General features: G+C 72.0%; 15 protein-coding genes. 11 read left to right on the forward strand and 4 right to left on the reverse strand.

Translation table 11 applies throughout. From position 1 onward, the window contains the following. Positions 1 to 243: 243 nt before the first annotated feature. Together ACIRL2_RS05035 and ACIRL2_RS05040 are read right to left on the reverse strand one after the other, a co-directional pair. Positions 244 to 1731 (reverse strand): APC family permease, encoded by a 1488-nt coding sequence (locus ACIRL2_RS05035; protein WP_402230230.1) that lies wholly within the window; start codon positions 1729 to 1731, stop codon positions 244 to 246. Positions 1732 to 1921: 190 nt separating this feature from the next. Further along, positions 1922 to 3136 carry an amidohydrolase family protein gene (locus ACIRL2_RS05040; RefSeq protein WP_402230233.1) on the reverse strand — a complete coding sequence of 405 codons (1215 nt, stop codon included), beginning with the start codon at positions 3134 to 3136 and terminating at the stop codon, positions 1922 to 1924. 181 nt (positions 3137 to 3317) lie between these two features. On the opposite strand from ACIRL2_RS05040, the gene ACIRL2_RS05045 reads away from it, so the two are divergent. Further along, positions 3318 to 4013 (forward strand): GntR family transcriptional regulator, encoded by a 696-nt coding sequence (locus ACIRL2_RS05045; RefSeq protein WP_395868047.1) that lies wholly within the window; start codon positions 3318 to 3320, stop codon positions 4011 to 4013. Positions 4014 to 4079: 66 nt separating this feature from the next. On the opposite strand, the gene ACIRL2_RS05050 is transcribed toward ACIRL2_RS05045, so the two are convergent. Next, complete coding sequence (locus tag ACIRL2_RS05050) at positions 4080 to 4529, reverse strand: MerR family transcriptional regulator (protein ID WP_402230235.1); 450 nt, start codon at positions 4527 to 4529, stop codon at positions 4080 to 4082. Positions 4530 to 4593: 64 nt separating this feature from the next. Between ACIRL2_RS05050 and ACIRL2_RS05055 the strand changes: the two genes are divergently transcribed. The 7 genes from ACIRL2_RS05055 (at position 4594) to ACIRL2_RS05085 (ending at position 11314) form a co-directional block, all read left to right on the forward strand. Further along, complete coding sequence (locus ACIRL2_RS05055; RefSeq protein ID WP_402230237.1) at positions 4594 to 5550, forward strand: SDR family NAD(P)-dependent oxidoreductase; 957 nt, start codon at positions 4594 to 4596, stop codon at positions 5548 to 5550. A 148-nt stretch (positions 5551 to 5698) separates the two neighbouring features. Further along, a complete protein-coding gene (locus tag ACIRL2_RS05060) occupies positions 5699 to 6016 on the forward strand; it encodes a peptidylprolyl isomerase (protein ID WP_395868042.1) in 318 nt (105 codons plus the stop codon). A gap of 268 nt (positions 6017 to 6284) precedes the next feature. Continuing rightward, positions 6285 to 7076: a S1 family peptidase gene (locus tag ACIRL2_RS05065; RefSeq protein WP_402230239.1), complete on the forward strand. Its 792-nt coding sequence runs from the start codon at positions 6285 to 6287 to the stop codon at positions 7074 to 7076. A 232-nt stretch (positions 7077 to 7308) separates the two neighbouring features. Continuing rightward, the gene (locus ACIRL2_RS05070) at positions 7309 to 7833 is read left to right on the forward strand and encodes a PadR family transcriptional regulator (protein WP_395868038.1); all 525 of its coding nucleotides are present in this window, start codon (positions 7309 to 7311) and stop codon (positions 7831 to 7833) included. Further along, positions 7830 to 8510, forward strand: a complete 681-nt coding sequence (locus tag ACIRL2_RS05075) for an ABC transporter ATP-binding protein (RefSeq protein WP_395868036.1) — start codon at positions 7830 to 7832, stop codon at positions 8508 to 8510. The genes ACIRL2_RS05070 and ACIRL2_RS05075 overlap by 4 nt, the downstream gene beginning before the upstream one ends. A 20-nt stretch (positions 8511 to 8530) precedes the next feature. Then, a complete protein-coding gene (locus ACIRL2_RS05080) occupies positions 8531 to 10825 on the forward strand; it encodes an FtsX-like permease family protein (RefSeq protein WP_395868433.1) in 2295 nt (764 codons plus the stop codon). A 189-nt stretch (positions 10826 to 11014) separates the two neighbouring features. Next, positions 11015 to 11314 (forward strand): hypothetical protein, encoded by a 300-nt coding sequence (locus tag ACIRL2_RS05085; protein ID WP_402230243.1) that lies wholly within the window; start codon positions 11015 to 11017, stop codon positions 11312 to 11314. Positions 11315 to 11386: 72 nt separating this feature from the next. Here the strand turns inward: ACIRL2_RS05085 and ACIRL2_RS05090 are convergent, their stop codons facing one another. Continuing rightward, entirely contained in the window at positions 11387 to 12172 is a 786-nt protein-coding gene (locus ACIRL2_RS05090) for an SAM-dependent methyltransferase (RefSeq protein WP_395868431.1), read from the reverse strand. A gap of 1668 nt (positions 12173 to 13840) precedes the next feature. Here ACIRL2_RS05090 and ACIRL2_RS05095 point away from each other — a divergent pair. The 3 genes from ACIRL2_RS05095 (at position 13841) to ACIRL2_RS05105 (ending at position 16542) form a co-directional block, all read left to right on the forward strand. Continuing rightward, the gene (locus ACIRL2_RS05095) at positions 13841 to 14977 is read left to right on the forward strand and encodes a helix-turn-helix domain-containing protein (protein WP_402230245.1); all 1137 of its coding nucleotides are present in this window, start codon (positions 13841 to 13843) and stop codon (positions 14975 to 14977) included. 67 nt (positions 14978 to 15044) lie between these two features. After that, the gene (locus tag ACIRL2_RS05100) at positions 15045 to 15506 is read left to right on the forward strand and encodes a hypothetical protein (protein ID WP_402230247.1); all 462 of its coding nucleotides are present in this window, start codon (positions 15045 to 15047) and stop codon (positions 15504 to 15506) included. 223 nt (positions 15507 to 15729) lie between these two features. Then, on the forward strand, positions 15730 to 16542 hold the full coding sequence (locus tag ACIRL2_RS05105) for an SAM-dependent methyltransferase (RefSeq protein WP_402230249.1): 813 nt from the start codon (positions 15730 to 15732) through the stop codon (positions 16540 to 16542). Positions 16543 to 16582: the final 40 nt, after the last annotated feature.

Below are 16582 nucleotides of genomic sequence, written 5' to 3' on the forward strand. Positions count from 1 at the left end.
ACTGTAGACCTGTTTTTGAACACGTTCAAGTCGCCGTGGCCAGGTGCCGGATGGAGTGGCGAACACTTCGGGCGGAAACCACGAAACCCGCCGAACACACCGCGAGTGCGGTGGGATCGACGGGTGTTCGGGGCCGGCGGGAGTGGAGTGACGGCGGAGACCCGCGCCGAGTACCTGCGTGCAGTCACCTCTGCCGAACCGGGTGGGGTCGAGGGCGTGACGCGGCGCGCGGTGGGCCGGGGTTCAGTCCCGTTCGACGTCGGTTGTGGTCAGCAGGGCGTAGCGCTCGGGGTCGGCGCGGCGGATGTGTCGGGCCATCAGCAGGCCCGCGCAGAACACGATCGGCAGCGGGACCAGCAGCGCCGCGTTCACGCCGTCGGCCGCGCCGGTGAGCAGGTCGAAGTGCGCGACCGCGAGGACGGTGAGCAGGACCAGGCCCGCGCCCGCCGCGAGCGGCGCCAGTACCACCCGGAAGCGGGAGAGCCCGCGCCGGTCGCGGCGGAAGAAGCCGAACACCGCGAACGCCGCGAGGGCCTGCATGGCCATCACGCCCAGGACGCCCACGCCGTTGGGCCACAGGAAGGTGACCGTGTACGGGTCGACGTCGGCGAGCGCGCCGACCACCACCACGGCGAGCCCGATCGCGCTCTGCACCACGACCGCGCGCCCGGGCGAGCCGGTCCGCCGGTCGACCCGGCCCAGTCCGCGCGGCAACAGCCCCTCGCGGCCGAGCGCGTACATGTACCGCGTCGCGGCGTTGTGGAAGGCGAGGGTGGCGGCGAACGCGCTGGTGATGATCAGCACGTGCATCGAGTCGGCCAGCCAGGCCCCGACGAACTCGCCGCCCGCGGTGAACACCAGGTCCGCGCCGCCCTCGCCGTTGGCCACCGCGACCGACTCCTCGCCGCCGAACGCGCCCATCACCACCCACACGGTGAACGCGTAGAACAGCGCGAGGAAGCCGACCGCGATGTAGGTGGCACGCGGCACGGTCCGCTCCGGCTCGCGTGCCTCCTCGGCGTAGATCGCGGTCGCCTCGAATCCGGTGAACGCGCCGATGGCCAGCACGAACATGCCCGCGACGCCGTCCCCGGACAGGTGGGTGGGGTCGAACACGCCCGGATCGAAGGTGGATCCGCCCCGATCGCCCAGTACGCCGATCTCCAGCACCAGCAGGACCAGTACCTCCAGGGCGAGCGCGATGCCGAGCACCTTCGCGCTCAACGTCACCCGCAACCAGCCCAGCAGGGCGACACCCGCGACACAGCCCAGCGCCCAGACCCACCACGGCAGCGCGAACCCGGTCAGGTCCTCGACGCCGGTCGAGGCGAAGTAGCCGAAGCACGAGACCATGCCGATCTCGATCAGGTTGTACGACACGACGGCGACGTACGCGGCGCCCACGCCGACGGCCTTGCCCAGGCCCCGGGCGATGTACGCGTAGAACGCGCCCGCGTTGCGGACGTAGCGGCTCATCGCGGTGAAACCGGCGGCGAACAGCGCGAGCAGCAGGCCCGAGAGCAGGTAGCCCAACGGCGCGGCCAGGCCGCCCATGCCGATCGCGGCGGGTGCGACGCCGGCCATCGCGGTCAGCGGCGCGGCTGCCGCGACCACGAAGAAGACCAGGTCCGCGGTGCCGATGCGGGCGTTCGCGAGCGTGTTGCCGGGGTCGACGGGGGCCGCGACGGAGGGCGCGGCGGAGGGCGCGGCGGTTTCCTGACGGATGGTCATGAGGGTTCTTCTCCGGGGCGGGGGAGGGGTGCGACCGGCTCGACGGGACGGGTCGAGCCGGTGGTCGGGAGGTCGGCGACCGGACGCAGGGGTGGGTGGGCCCGTGGTCGGGAATGGTCGAGAGTCGGCTGCGTGGGGCGGCTGGGCCCGTGGTCGGGCGAGTGGGGTGGCGCCGGTCGGTGCGGTGTGGTCAGCCTGCGAGTCGGCCGTCGGTGGCGACCACCCGGCCGCCGTGCAGCACCAGTCGGCGGGCGGGGTGTGCGGCGACGGCGGCCTGCGTCGAGGTCGCCTCGACCACCACCAGGTCGGCGCGCGCGCCGACCCGCAGCCCGTAGTCGGCCAGGCCGAGCGCCGCGGCGGCGGCGTCGGTGACCAGGTCGGCGGCGACGGCGAGTTCGGCGTCGGTGCACAGGTCCTGGCGCAGGCCGACGATCGTCGCGCGTTCGAGCATGTCCCCGGTGCCGTACGGCCACCACGCGTCGCGGATGTTGTCCGAACCGGCGAACACCCGCACACCGCGCTCGCGCAGCGCGAGCACCGGCGGCATCGGGCCGCTCGGGCCGTTGGTCAGGATCGACACGCCGGCCGCCGCGAGGGCGTCGGCGGTGCGGGCGAACTCGGCGGGGGCCAACGCGCCCAGACAGTACGCGTGGCTGACCGTGACGGTGTCGGCCAGGCCGAGCGCGGCGGTGCGCGCGGCGATCTCGCGCAGCTGCGCCGCGCCCGGCTCGCCGCCGTCGTGCAGGTGCAGGTCGATGCCCGCGCCGTGCCGTTCGGCGAGCCCGAAGACCACGTCCAGGTGGCCGGCCACGTCGCCGTCGAAGCCGAGCGGGTCCAGGCCGCCGATCAGGTCGGCGCCCTCGCGCAGCGCCGCGTCGAGCAGGTCGGCCACTCCCGGGGCGGTGACGATGCCGCTCTGCGGGAACGCCACGAGCTGCATCGACAGCAGATCCCGGCAGCGCTCGCGCAGTTCGACCAGCGCGTGCAGGCCGGTCAGACCCAGCCACGGATCCACGTCCACGTGTGAGCGCACGTGCCCGGTGCCCAGTGCGACGACCCGGCGGACCAAGTGCTCGGCCCGCTCGCCGACCGGCACCCGCACCCGTTCGCGCAGCGCGCGCTCGGCGGCGACCCGCTCGCGGATCGTGCCGCCCGTCACGTGTGGTTGCCAGTCGGCGCCCAGGAAGGTCTTGTCCAGGTGGATGTGCCCGTCCACGAACGCGGGCAGCACGAGCGCCCCGGCCAGGCCGAGCGCGCCTGTGGGAGGTGGGCCGAAGCGCTCGACCGCAGGCGTCACGGCGGCGATGCGGCCGTCACGAAGGGTGAGGTCGGCTCGGGTTCCATCGGGCAGCGTCGCGTCGACAAGCAGGTCGGGACGGGATGTTACGGACAATGGATCGGACAAGGCGACCTCTTCTCGGAGAGCGGAGGTTGCTCAACGTAGCTGGTATACCGAATACCAGACAAGAGTTTCGCGGGTCTCGATTCGACTCCGGGCACACACTGCGATGATCTGCGGAGCCGACGATCGACGACCGGCCGTTCGCCGGACGAGGCCGGACGGGCCGAGGAGGGAAGTGCGGGGCATGGAGGACAACGGGCCGGCCCGACCTCGGCCGAGCATCGGCGCGGCCGACCGCTCGCTGCGCGATCAGGTGTACGAGGAACTGCGCGAACGCATCATCGAGGGCGACCTCGAACCCGGCCGCCGGCTGGTCGAACGCGAGATCGCCGCCGAGTTGGAGGTCTCCCGGGTACCGGTGCGCGAGGCCGTGCAGCGTCTGCAGGCCGAGGGCTTCGTGACCGGGCACCCGCGCCGGGGCGCGGTGGTCGCCCGACTGCTGGGTCCGGACCTCGCGCACTTCTTCGACATCCGGGAAAGCCTGGAGGAGTTGGCCGCGGGCCTGGCCGCCGAGCGGGCCGACCCTGCCGGCCGGGATCGGCTGGGCGCCTTGCTCGCCGCCGCGCGGCGGGCGGGCGAGGCGGGGGCGGCGGGCGAGATCGCCGCGTCGAACGCGGCCTTCCACGCGGAGATCGTCGCGCTGTCCGGCAACCCGATGCTGGTCGCCATCATGGAGCCGCTGAACGGCCGACTGCGCTGGTTGTTCCGGCTCACCGCGCAGCCGGAGGACCATCCGGTGATGTGCCGCGAACACGAGGCGATGTACGCGGCGATCCGGGCCGGCGACGCGGATCGGGCGCGGCGGCTGGCCCACGACCACGTGGTCGCCAACCGCCGGATCACCATGGCCGCCCTCGCCGACGCCGACCGGACGCCCTGAGCGCCGCCCCGACCGGCTACGCCCGCACCGTCGGCGGCAGCCGGACGTTCCGGGCGTCCGCCGCCGTCAGCGCTCCGGCGTCGGGGCCCACACCCCGGCCGCGGTACCGGCGCGCACGTGCCCCTCGTACGCGACCACCTTGCCGTGGATGACGTCCAGGCTCGCGTTCAGGTCGGCGACCCGGGCCCGCACGGTCTCCTCGTGTTCGCGCAACAGGGCCAGTCGCTGCGGCTCGTTGCCCGGGCCCGAGCGCACCAGCGCGGCGAACTCCTTGAGCCGGGCGATCGGCAACCCCGAGTCGCGCAGCCGATTGCACAACAACAGCCAGTCCACGTCCGCGCGTTCGTATACCCGCCGGCCGCCGGCGGAGCGCGGGATCGGGCGCAGCATGACGCCCTCGCGCTCGAAGAAACGCAGCGCGTGCACGCTCAGCCCGGTCGCCTCGGCGACCTCGCCGATGGACAGGCGATCCGTGTCCTCGATCCCACCGACAGTCCCACCGACAGCCCCGGTCATGCCGACGAGGCTACCTCGGCCGGACGTTGACCTAGACCGCACTCCAGCTTCTAGCGTCGCGTACATGATCAGCACACAACGCCGGATCGGCTCCGGCTTCGGCGCCCACAGCAGCACCCACGACGTCCTGGCCGGCATCGACCTGTCCGACACGACCGCGCTGGTCACCGGCGGATACTCGGGACTGGGCCTGGAGACCACCCGCGCGCTGGTCGCGGCGGGCGCGCACGTGATCGTGCCCGCCCGCAGGGTCGATCCGGCCCGGGCCGCGCTGGGCGACCTGCCCGGCACCCGGGTGCACGCCCTCGACCTCGCGGACCAGGAGAGCATCCGCGTCTTCGCCGACGGGCTCCTGGCCACCGGCCGCCCGCTCGACCTGATCATCTGCAACGCGGGTGTGATGGCCTGGCCGAAGACCCTGGTCGGGCCGGGCTGGGAGGCCCACTTCGCGATCAACCACCTCGGCCACTTCGCCCTGGTCAACCGGCTGCTTCCGGCTCTGACGCCGGGTCGCGCCCGGGTGGTGTCGGTGGCCTCCTCGGGACACTTCCTCTCCGACATCCGATGGGCCGACCCGCACTTTCGCGACGGCTACGACCGATGGGTCGCGTACGGGCAGTCCAAGACCGCGAACGCGCTCTTCGCCCGGCACCTGGACGAGCTCGGCGCGGGTCGGGGTGTGCACGCCTTCGCCCTGCACCCGGGCAGCATCCTGACCCCGCTGCAACGGCACATCCCCCGCGAGGAGCAGCTCGCACAGGGTTGGATCACCCCCTCCGGCGCACCGGCCGCCGGCTTCAAGACACCCGCCCAGGGCGCGGCCACCACCGTTTGGGCGGCCACCTCGGCACTGCTCGACGGGCACGGCGGCGCCTACCTCCAGGATTGCGACATCGCCGAGCCCGCGACCGGCGACGACATGCTGATGGGCGGGGTCAAGCCCTGGGCCGCGGACCCGCAGCGGGCGGCCCGCCTGTGGCGGATGTCGGCCGGACTCACCGGAGTGGACGCGTTCGGCTGACCGCGGAGAGCCGGTCGCGCGGGGCCGGCGTGGCGCGTTCCGGTCGGTCCCGCCCGGTCGTGTGGCGGCCTTATCATCCACATGATCGACAACTCGGTGACCGCGCTCGGCCCGAGCGCGCCGGGTGGCGACGACCCCGGGAGCGACCTTGTCCGACGCGCTGGAATACCACGCCCTGCATATCGCGGTGGAGACGGAGAGCGAGGGGCGGGCGATCCTCGAGGAACTCGCCCGGGACCCGGGCCGGTTCGGCGAGATCGCCCGGAAACGTTCCAAGGATCCGCTGTCCGCCGCCAACGGCGGCGATCTGGGTTGGGGACAGGAGGACGACTACGCCGACGCGTTCGCCGAGGCGTTGGTGCGACTGCGTCCCGGTCAACTGAGCGATCTGGTCGCGTCCCAGTACGGCTTCCACATCATCAAGCTCGCGGGCACCCGCCCGGCCCGCTTCGTCGACGAGGACTGACCGAGCGGCGCGTGCCCCGCGCGCGGCCGGGCCGGGCGCGAGCGCCGGGCGGGTTCGATCGCGGTGCCGGGCGGGTTCGGATGCGGGCGTCGGACGGTTCCGGGCGTGGGCCGGGCGGGTCCGATTGGTGCAAGCGCTCTTCGCGTGCGGGCGGGGGCGGGCGCGAAAGGGGATGCATCCGCAGGGCGACCGCGTGCGTGCAAAGGGTAGGGCCGTCGGTTCCGTCGGGACCCCGTGGCACGGCCGTCCGATCGAAAGGGACCGCGAGATGACTCGTACTCGGCAGACGCAGGACACTCACCGACGCACGTCGAGGAAGGTGTTCGGCGCTGCGGCCGTCGCGCTCGCCGCGATCGGCGTCTGCGCGGCGCCCGCCTCGGCCGTGCGCTTCGGCACCGACGCGCCCGCCGGTGCCGCGCCGTACGCCGTGGCCCTGCTCACCGCCGACGGCCAACACTTGTGCGGCGGAACGCTGGTGGCCCCGAAGAAGGTGCTCACCGCGGCGCACTGTGTGAACGGGCTGGAGGACCCGACCGCCATCACGGTGGTCGCCGGACGTCTGGACCTGTCCGGCACGGGCGGACAGACCCGCAAGGTGACGAAGACCAAGGTGCACCCGAAGTTCGAGGAGGGCACGCTCACCTACGACGCGGCCGTGCTCGAACTGGACCGCTCGCTGAGCCAAAAGCCCCTGCCGATCGCCGGCGCGAAGGACGGCGCGCTCTACAAGGTCGGCAACAAGGCGACCGTCTACGGGTGGGGCAAGACCGATGGCGGCGCGACGACCACGCGACTCAAGCGGACCACCCTGGTGCTCTCGCCGCTGGCGCAGTGCGAGCCCTACACGTTCCCCGAGGACAGCCCGGCCACCCGGGTGTGCGGCCAGGCGCCGGCCGACAACCCCGGCACCAGCATCTGCCGCGGCGACTCCGGCGGGCCGCTGGTGGAGAAGGGGAAACTGATCGGGATCGTGTCCACCGGCAACAAGTACTGCACGGGCGAGCAGCCCGAGTCGGTGTTCACCCGGGCGAGCGCCGTGGCCAAGGGGCTCGGCCTCTGAGTGGTTCCGGGAGTCCGGAACAGCGCGTGATCCGTCTCGGCTGAGCAGGTGGGTTCGGCCGAACAACCGCATTCGTGAGGACGAGGGCGCGTCGCCGATCGGGCGGCGCGCCCTCGTCGATCCCGTCGTACGCCCGTCCGTACACCCACCCTGGTGCCCTCCATCAGCCCGGTCCCGCGCGGGTCGACCTCGCTATACACACTAGGTATACCTGCTGTGTATAGTGCTCCGCATGTCAATCGGACACACCCTGCTCGGGCTCCTGGAGTCCGGCCCCCGCCATGGCTACGACCTCAAGCGCAGCTTCGACGAGCGCTTCGGGCGCGACCGTTCGCTCGCCTACGGCCAGGTCTACTCGACCATGTCGCGGCTGCTGAAGAACGGGCTCGTGGAGATAGACGGCCTCGAGACCAGCGGTGGCCCCGAGCGCAAGCGCTACTCGATCACCGACGCCGGGGTCACCGACGTCGAGCAGTGGCTCGGCCAACCCGAGAAGCCCGAGCCCTACCTCCAGTCGACGCTCTACACGAAGGTCGTGCTCGCGCTGCTCACCGGCCGGGACGCCAACGAGATCCTGGACACCCAACGCGCCGAGCACCTGCGCATGATGCGCGACCTCACCCGGCGCAAGATCGACGGCGACCTCAGCGACCGACTGATCTGCGACCACGCGCTGTTCCACCTCGAGGCGGACCTGCGGTGGCTGGAACTGACCACCGCACGCCTCGGCGAACTCACCCAGGAGATCCGCACGTGACCGACGCCCTGCTCAGTGGCCAGGATCTGCACAAGACGTATGGTGCGACGCCCGCGCTGGCCGGCGCGGAGTTCACCATCCGCGCGGGCGAGGTCGTGGCCATCATGGGTCCGTCCGGATCGGGAAAATCCACGCTGCTGCACTGTCTGGCCGGCATCGTCCGGCCCGATTCCGGCGCCATTCGCTACGACGGCCGCGACGTGACCGCCATGACGGACGGGCAACGCAGCGCGCTGCGCCGCGGCGACTTCGGTTTCGTCTTCCAGTTCGGCCAGTTGGTACCCGAGTTGACCTGCCTGGAGAACGTCGCGCTGCCGCTGCGGCTGAACGCGGTCAAGCGCAAGGAGGCCGAGGCGAGAGCCCGCGAGTGGATGGAGCGCCTGGAGGTCGCCGACCTCGCGGGCAAACGACCCGGTGAGATCTCCGGCGGGCAGGGTCAGCGGATCGCGGTGGCCCGCGCCCTGGTGATCCGCCCGCGGGTGGTGTTCGCGGACGAGCCGACCGGTGCGCTGGACTCGCTCAACGGCGAACGTGTCATGCAGATGTTGATCGAGGCGGCCCGCACCACCGACGCGGCGATCGTGCTGGTCACCCACGAGTCCCGGATCGCCGCCTACTCCGACCGCGAGATCGTGGTCCGCGACGGCCGGTCCCGAGACATGGCGCGTGCCGCGTGAAGGTGTTGCGCGACCTGGGCATGGGCGCCGGATTCGCGGTCACCGGCGGCCGGGAGGGCTGGACCCGTACGCTGCTGACCGCGATCGGGGTCGGGCTGGGTGTGGCGCTGTTGCTGCTGACCACCGCGATCCCCGGCGCGCTGGGCGCCCGGGACGACCGCGGGCGGGCCCGGGACGAGCACGCGGGCCGGGCGGCCGAAGCCGGCGCGAACACCCTGCTGATCGGGATGGCGGACACCGCCTACAAGGGTGAGGACATCCGCGGCCGGATCCTGCGCGCGGAAGGCCCGGACGCGCCGATCCCGCCGGGACTGCGCAAGCTGCCCGGCCCGGGCGAGATGGTCGTCTCGCCCGCCCTGGCCGAACTGCTCGGCTCGGACCGGGGGCGGTTGCTCAAGGAGCGCTTCCCCTACCGCACGGTGGGCCGGATCGGCGACCGGGGCCTGATCGGTCCGGACGAACTGGTCTACTACCTCGGCAGCGACGCGCTCGCCGCGGACTCCATGTCGACGCTGCGGATCACCGAATTCGGCAACTCGATCCCGGCGGAGAAGCTGGACGCCAGGCTGCTTCTGCTCGTCCTGGTGATGTTCGTGGTGCTGCTGATGCCGGTCGCCGTACTGATCGCCACGGCTGTGCGGTTCGGCGGCGAACGGCGCGACCGACGGCTCGCGGCGCTGCGGCTGGTGGGCGCGGATTCCCGGACCACCCGCTGGATCGCGGCCGGTGAGGCGTTCGCGGGCTCGCTGTTCGGGCTGCTCCTCGGGCTCGGCTTCTTCCTGATCGGTCGGCAACTGACCGATGTCGCGGCGGCGTTCGACTTGAGCATCTTCCCGAGCGACCTGGATCCGAGCGTGCCGCTCGCGGTCCTGGTGGCGCTCGCGGTGCCGGCCGCCGCCGTCGCGGTGACGTTGTTCGCACTGCGTTCCGTGGTGATCGAGCCGCTCGGCGTGGTGCGTACCAGTACGCCGATCCGGCGCCGGGTGTGGTGGCGGTTGTTGCTGCCGCTCGCGGGCGTGGCGCTGCTGTTCCCGATGATCCGCCGAGGCGCCGATCGCGGCGAGTTCAACGAACTGCAGGTGGTCGCCGGGACGGTGCTCCTGCTGGTCGGTGTCACCGCGCTGCTGCCGTGGCTGGTCGAGGCAGTGGTGTTCCGGCTCGGCGCCGGTCGGGTGCCGTGGCAACTCGCGGTGCGCCGGCTGCAACTGGGCAGTGGCCTGGCCGCGCGGTCGGTCAACGGCATCGCGGTCGCGGTGGCGGGCGCCATCGCATTGCAGATGCTCTTCCTCGGCGTCGATCAGGACTACGTCAAGGAGACCGGCCAGGACACCGAGCGGGCGCAGATGTCGATGTCGTCCGATGTGCGGGCGGGCAGCGACAAGGTCGCCGAGATCACCCGGGCGATCCGGGAGAGCAAGGGTGTGCGGTCCGCCTTCGGGTACGCGAGCACCCGGATCGGCGATCGGGCGGAGGACCCGGCCGGCTCGACCTCGTTGACCATCGGGAACTGCGACGCGCTGCGCGAGCTGGCCCGAATCGATCGATGCGCCGAAGGCGACACGTTCGTCATCGAGGCCCGCGCGAACCCGTTCGGCGAGATGCAGGTGGCCGCCGGGCAGCAGGTGATCGTCGATCCGTCGTACGGCCCGAACTCGGAACGGTCGGCCCGCACGCCGTGGCGGATTCCGGCGGCCGCGGCGACGGTTCCGGGGCGGGCCGACCCGCGCGGACGTTCGTACGACGGCGTGCTGGCGACGCCGAGCGCGGTGCCGGCGGCCGCGACCAAGCGCCTGACCCTCTCGATGGACATCCGAATCGACCCGGCGGCTCCGGACGCCCGGGACCTGGTCCGCAACGCCGCGGCCCGGGTCGACCCGCTGTCCTCGGTCTACGATCTGTCCTCGATCGAGGAATCGCGGCGGTTCGCCAACGTGCGCACGGCGCTGTTCATCGGCACGGCGGTGGTGCTGGCGCTGATCGGCGCGAGTCTGCTGGTGACCATGCTGGAGCAACTGCGGGAGCGGCGGAAATTGTTGTCGGTGCTGGTCGCGTTCGGCACCAGGCGCAGCACGCTGAGCTGGTCGATCCTGTACCAGTCGGCGATCCCGGTGGTCCTGGGGCTGATGCTCGCGGTGGCCACCGGTGTGGGGCTGGGTGCCGCGCTGCTCGGGATGGTGGGTCGGCCGTTCACCGTGGACTGGTCCGGCATGGCGGCGATGACCGGGATCGGCGCGGGCGTGGTGTTGCTGGTCACGGCGTTGAGCCTGCCGCCGCTGTGGCGGCTGATGCGACCGGATGGACTGCGTACGGAGTAGCGGTACCCAGGCTCCGGTCGGTGGATGGTGGTGGTGCCGGGTTCGGATTTCCGAGTCCGGCATCGCCGTGTCGTGGGTGGTGTCCTGCCACCGCACCGGCGGGGTATTCAGGGGCCGCTGTGGAGATATGCCGAGCATCGTGCACCCGTTCAGGCGAAACCTGCCGAGGGTGCGTTCGTTGTCACAGACATGGACGAGATGGAGGTCGTGTTGGTCGGGCCGGTCACGGCGGTCGCCCGGGTCTGCGTGCGGCTGCGCGAGACCGGCGACCTGGTGGCGGCCGATCGGATCGTCTCGGCCGAGGAGGACCCGGGGTTCGGCTCGTGCCGGGTGCGGATGACGGTGCCCGGGCGCGCCGCGACGGACCCGGAGCCGCCGCCGAGCCGGGGCGCGTCGGTCGGCCTGTTCACCGCGATGGCGGCGTATCTGGGCAACCCGGCGCAGTGCCGGCGCGGTTCGGGTCGGCATCGGGCGCCACCGAGAGCGTGAGCGCGCCCCCGGGGCATGGGGCGCGCGTTGTGGCGCGGCCGCCCGGGGGCGGTGGGCCGGGCTCGGCGGGTGTCAGGTCTTGCGGGCGACCGCGCCGAACTGCGGTACGACCGGCGGCAGTTCGTCGGCGGGGGCATCGGTGCGCCAGCGGGAACAGGTCACGATGCCCGGTTCGAGCAGTTCCAGACCCTCGAAGAACCGGGTGAATTCGGCGCGGCTGCGGGCGGTGATCGGCGGTTTCGCGTTCTCGTTCCAGAACCGCATCGCCTCGACGTTGCCCTCGCCGCCGAGTTCCGTGGTCGGGTGGGTCACCACGAGGTAGCTCCCGGAGGGCACCGCCGCCATGAGCCGGTGCACGATGTCCACGGCCGTGTCGGTGTCCAGGATGAAGTTGAGGCTGCCCAGGAGCATCACCGCGATCGGTCGCTCGAAGTCCAGCGTCGCCTTCGCGGTCGCGATGATCGCGTCCGGGTGGTGCGCGTCGGCGTCGATGTAGTCCGTGGCGCCTTCGGGGGTGCTGGTGAGCAGGGCTCGGGCATGCGCCAGCACCAGGGGATCGTTGTCCACGTACACGATCCGCGCGGCGGGGTCGACCCGCTGGGCGACCTCGTGCGTGTTGTCGGCGGTGGGCAGCCCGGTCCCGATGTCCAGGAACTGGTCCACGCCCGCCTCGCCGGCCAGGAATCGCACCGCGCGGCCCAGGAAGACCCGATCGGCTCGGGCGACTTCGCCGATCGAGGGGAACATGTCGGTGACGTGGTCGCCGACCTTGCGGTCGATCGGGTAATTGTCCTTGCCGCCCAGCCAGTGGTTCCAGACCCGGGCGTTGTGCGCCACGTCCTGACTCGATGTCGGCATGCCCTCGTCGGGTCGACTCTCGCTCACGGGGTGGTTCCTCTTCCCTGTGCGCCGTGCACCCGGCGCCTGTTCGCCGTTCGGCGGGCGCGTTTCCAACCAAGGGCGGCACCGACCGGCGCGATCGAACCGATTCCCGAACCATTGTGCCAGGTGCCGACCGTTCGGTTCGCTTCGGTGACCGGGCGTGTCGGGCTCGGGTGGACCGGCGCGTGCGCGCCTCGCCATCGTGCCGATCGGCGCCGCTGTGGCCGGGGCGCGGCGGGTTGGCGATGGTGGAGGGATGACCGAACGGCGGTTCGACACCCGGGCGCTCGGCGACGCGTACGAGCGGTCCATGGGGCGGTGGAGCAGGGCGGTCGCGGCCGAGTTCGTGACATGGCTCGACGCGGACGCGGGGCTGCGCCGGGTGGACGCGGGCTGCGGTACGGGCGCGTTGACCGCGACCGTGGTGGACCGGTGCCGGCCCCGGTGGGTGCTCGGGCTGGACCGGTCGGCCGGGTTCGTGGCGCGGGCTCGGGCCGGGGTGCCGGCGCCGGCCGGGTTCGTGGTCGCCGGAGGTGCTGACGGGGTTCGCCGGCTTCGACGAGCTGTGGGAGCCGTTTCTGGCCGGACAGGGACCCGCGCCCGGCTATGTGGCCGCGCTCTCGCCGCCCGCCCGGGACCGGCTGCGGGAGGCGCTGTGCACGGCGGTGCCGACCCGGGCGGACGGGTCGATCACGCTCACGGCCCGGGCCTGGCGATCCGGGGCACGCGGGCGGGGCACGGAGTCCGGTGCGTGCGGGGCCGAGCGCGGAGTCGGGTGCGCGGGCCGCCGGGCAGTACGTCGGGTGCGCGGGCTGCCGGTGAGCGTGGTCGGCAACGACGAATACGAACGCACCCTCGGAGGAATTCCGGTCCGGGGCGCGTGCGCGGGCGGGTGGCGACGGGTTGTCTGTGCGCCGGAGTGGGCGTGGGGGTGCGGCGGGTGGGGTCGGTGTCGGGATTGTCGGAATTCCCGAATGGAGCGGAGGTCGCTGCTTTGCATATGCAATTGCATGCGTATCACTCGGGAGGGTGGATTCGCCATGCGCGCGGGTCCGCTCGGGGGTAGGCGCGAAAATCGGGCCGATCGGACGCTTTGCCGATTTCCGATCGAATTTTGGCGTCGCCTGTACTTTTATGTTTCCGGGCCTGCGGTTCTCGACGGTTCGGCGGTCGCTGCCGGCGGATCGGCAGGACGTCCTCGATCGTTTCGGATGCCCGGGGCCGTGTCCGTGCATTTGCATTTCTGCGGATTCGTTGGTGCCCGGGAAATTCTGGGAGTAGCTTCCGAAACGTCGAATGACCCCGGATGGCGGTCACCCGTCCGGGGTCATCGGGAACAACGATCAAGGAATCGAAGATGTTGATCGAGTTATCCGGCGGAGGGTTTTCGGACCGCCTCCGGCGATTCCCGAAAGTACCATTCCGTGCTTTTGCCCGGGGGGAACGATGCGAAGTCCGAGGATCGACGAGGCGGGGTGCGGGGACGGGGGGATCGCGAGCCGTGCGGGGGTCGCGGGCGTTACGCGTGTCGCGCCCGGATCGGGCGCCCGGGGGTCGTTCGTGAGGCGCGTGCGTATCGCGAGCCGGGACGTTTCCGGGCTCGCGGTCGCCGCCTCGGTCGAAGCCGGAGGGGAGAAACAGGGGATGAACGCCCGGAGGGGCATCACCCGGTGCGCGGCGTGCGGTCGACGATTCGCACAGCGCAAGGTGACCGGCCGCAAGCGGCTGTACTGCGACCCGACCTGTCGGCAACGGGCGCAGCGGGCGCGCGAACGGGCGCGGGCGCAGGCGCGGGCACAGGTGCGTGGGATGTCGGTGCGGGTCGAGGCGGGCGAGCAGGCTGCTCGGGTGCGGGCCGCCAGGGCCGTCGAATCCACCGAATCCACCGAATCCACCGAGCACGCCGGTCGGGTCGATCCTCGCGCTCTGGAGACGGGAATCGTGGCGATCCTGCGCCGGGTGGCGTGCGCGCTGGAGGAGGCCGAGCGCACGCGTGAGCCGCTGCGGGTGCGGCTCGCCTACGCGGATCGGCTCAGCGGCGAGACCCGGCGCTATCGGGCGGTGGTGGGGGAGGAACGTCCGAACTCGGCGACGCGGCCGCGTCCGGAGTGGTCCGCGCAATTGGCCGCGCGGCTGGGCGCCCGCGCGGACCCCGGCGCGGACGCCGGCGGCGACGAGGACCTCTCGTCGTCGCAGCACGCGGGCGAGCGGTTGGCCGCCGCGTTGCGTGAACTGCGCCGTGCCGACGGCGTGACCGTCGCGGAACTGGCCTGGCAGGCGGGGATCAGCGAGGGCTTCCTGGACCGGATCCTGGCCGGCGAGGTCTGGCCGTCGTGGCCGGTGGTGGAGACGCTGGCCGGAAAACTGGGCGGCGAGGCCCACGAGTTGCGTGCGCTGTGGGAGTGCTCGCGTGGGATCGACCACCACATCCGGCGGGAACTTCGGGACCTGGCAATGCTGTTGGCGCAGATGTTGCGCGGCCTGTGGCTGGCCGCCGGGCGACCCGTGTCGGACCGGATCGGCGGCGCGCCGCTCACCCCCGACTCGGTGGGGCGCATCCTGGCCGGCGAGCTGATTCCGGATCGCGGCACCGCCGAACTCCTGGTCGTACGCCTGGGCGCGCACCCGGACGTGATCCGTCGGTTGTGGACCCACGTGCACTACGGCGTCCTGACCCGCCTCGGCGACACCGGATTCCCACCCGGTGGGCTCCCCTTCACGGCACTCGCGGGCGCCGACCCGGGTGTGGACGCCGGTCCCGGTGTTGCCGATGTCCGGTGACCCGCGTGCGACCCGGCCCGTCGGTCTCGTCACGCCCGCCGGAGTACGCGCACGTGCAGGCGCAGGCGTGGTCGGGCGGTCCCGTGCTCCGCTCGACTTCGCCGCGTTCTGCCTGCTCTACCGGGCCCGTTGGGCGCAATACGCCCGCCTGCGGGTGGGTGACCGGGTCCGCGGGGATCGAGCCGTGCAATCGGCGGTCGCGGAACTGGCCGTCAACTGGGCGGACATCCTGCGCGGACCGAACCCGACCGCCGGTGCGTGGCGGATCCTCGGCCGGGCGGTCACCCGCGCTCCCGGCCCGATGCCCGTCCCCGCGCGGGACACTCTGCACGACGCGCTCCCTGGTCCTCAGGCGGACGCGGTGCTGCTCCACTATCGGCTGGGCCTGACGCTCACCGCGACCGCCGACCTGATGGGCACCGACCCACCCGAGGTGGCGGCACACCTGGTCGCGGCCGAACGCAGCCTGCCCACCGCCATGGTCAAAACCCTCGAACGCGACCCCGAAGCGAGCCACGGCCCATCGTGACGGAGGATGCCGACCGCGTCGGGCCGCGACGGACTTCGTCCGGTGGATGGTTTCGGCGGCGCTCGACGGCGGGCGGGGCGTATCGCGTCGCCATCACAAGCGGGTCGTGCGCGGGGCTTCTCGAAGGAGTGGCTGTCCGGGGGCCGGGTGCGCGCCTAGCATGGCCGGGGGCGGCCGGGACGGTGGCGGTGTGCCCGGGCGGGTGCGGAATCGAGGGGGTCTGGTGGGGGACGCGGAGAAGCACGTTTTCGAGATCGACGTGGACACGCCCAGTGCGGCTCGGATGTACGACTGGTATCTCGGCGGTACGGACAACTACCCCGCCGATCGGGTGGCCTGTGAGGAACTGCTCAAGATCGTCCCCAGTACCCGCGAACTTGCCCGCAACAACCGGGCGTTCCTACAGCGGGTGGTACGGGTGCTGGCCGCCGAGTACGGGATTCGCCAGTTTCTCGACCACGGATCCGGGTTGCCGACGCGGGAGAACGTGCACCAGGTGGCCCAGGGCGTCGATCCCGGTTCCCGGGTGGTGTACGTCGACAACGACCCGATCGTGTTGGCGCACGGCCGGATGTTGCTGGAGGAGAACGACAACACCGCGGTGATCCAGGCGGACATGACCGACACCGCCGGCATCTTCGACCACCCCGACGTCCGGCGGCTGATCCGACTCGACGAGCCGGTGGCCGCGTTGTTCGTGTCGGTGCTGCACTGTCTGCCCGATGCGGCAGAGCCCGCCGCGATGATCCGTCGGGTCGCCGAACGGCTGCCCTCGGGCAGCTTCATGGTGATCTGCCAACTGGTCAGTGAGGACGCGGAGATCCGGGACGGGGTCAGCGACTTCATGGCCGAGGCGACCGGCGGCAACTGGGGACGGGTGCGTGAACCCGCCCAGGTGGACGCGTACTTCGCCGGGCTGACGATTATGGAACCGGGCCTGGTCGAGGTCTCCACGTGGCGACCCGACTCGCATGTCACCGCGCGCCAGGAGACCGAGGAGTGGATCGAGTACGGCGGCCTGGCCCGGATTCCCTGACCGCACCCGCACCGCCCGCCGAGCACCGGGACACCGGCGC

Origin of the sequence: Embleya sp. NPDC127516, assembly GCF_044765325.1 — a bacterium.
In the GTDB taxonomy this organism is placed as follows: domain Bacteria; phylum Actinomycetota; class Actinomycetes; order Streptomycetales; family Streptomycetaceae; genus Embleya.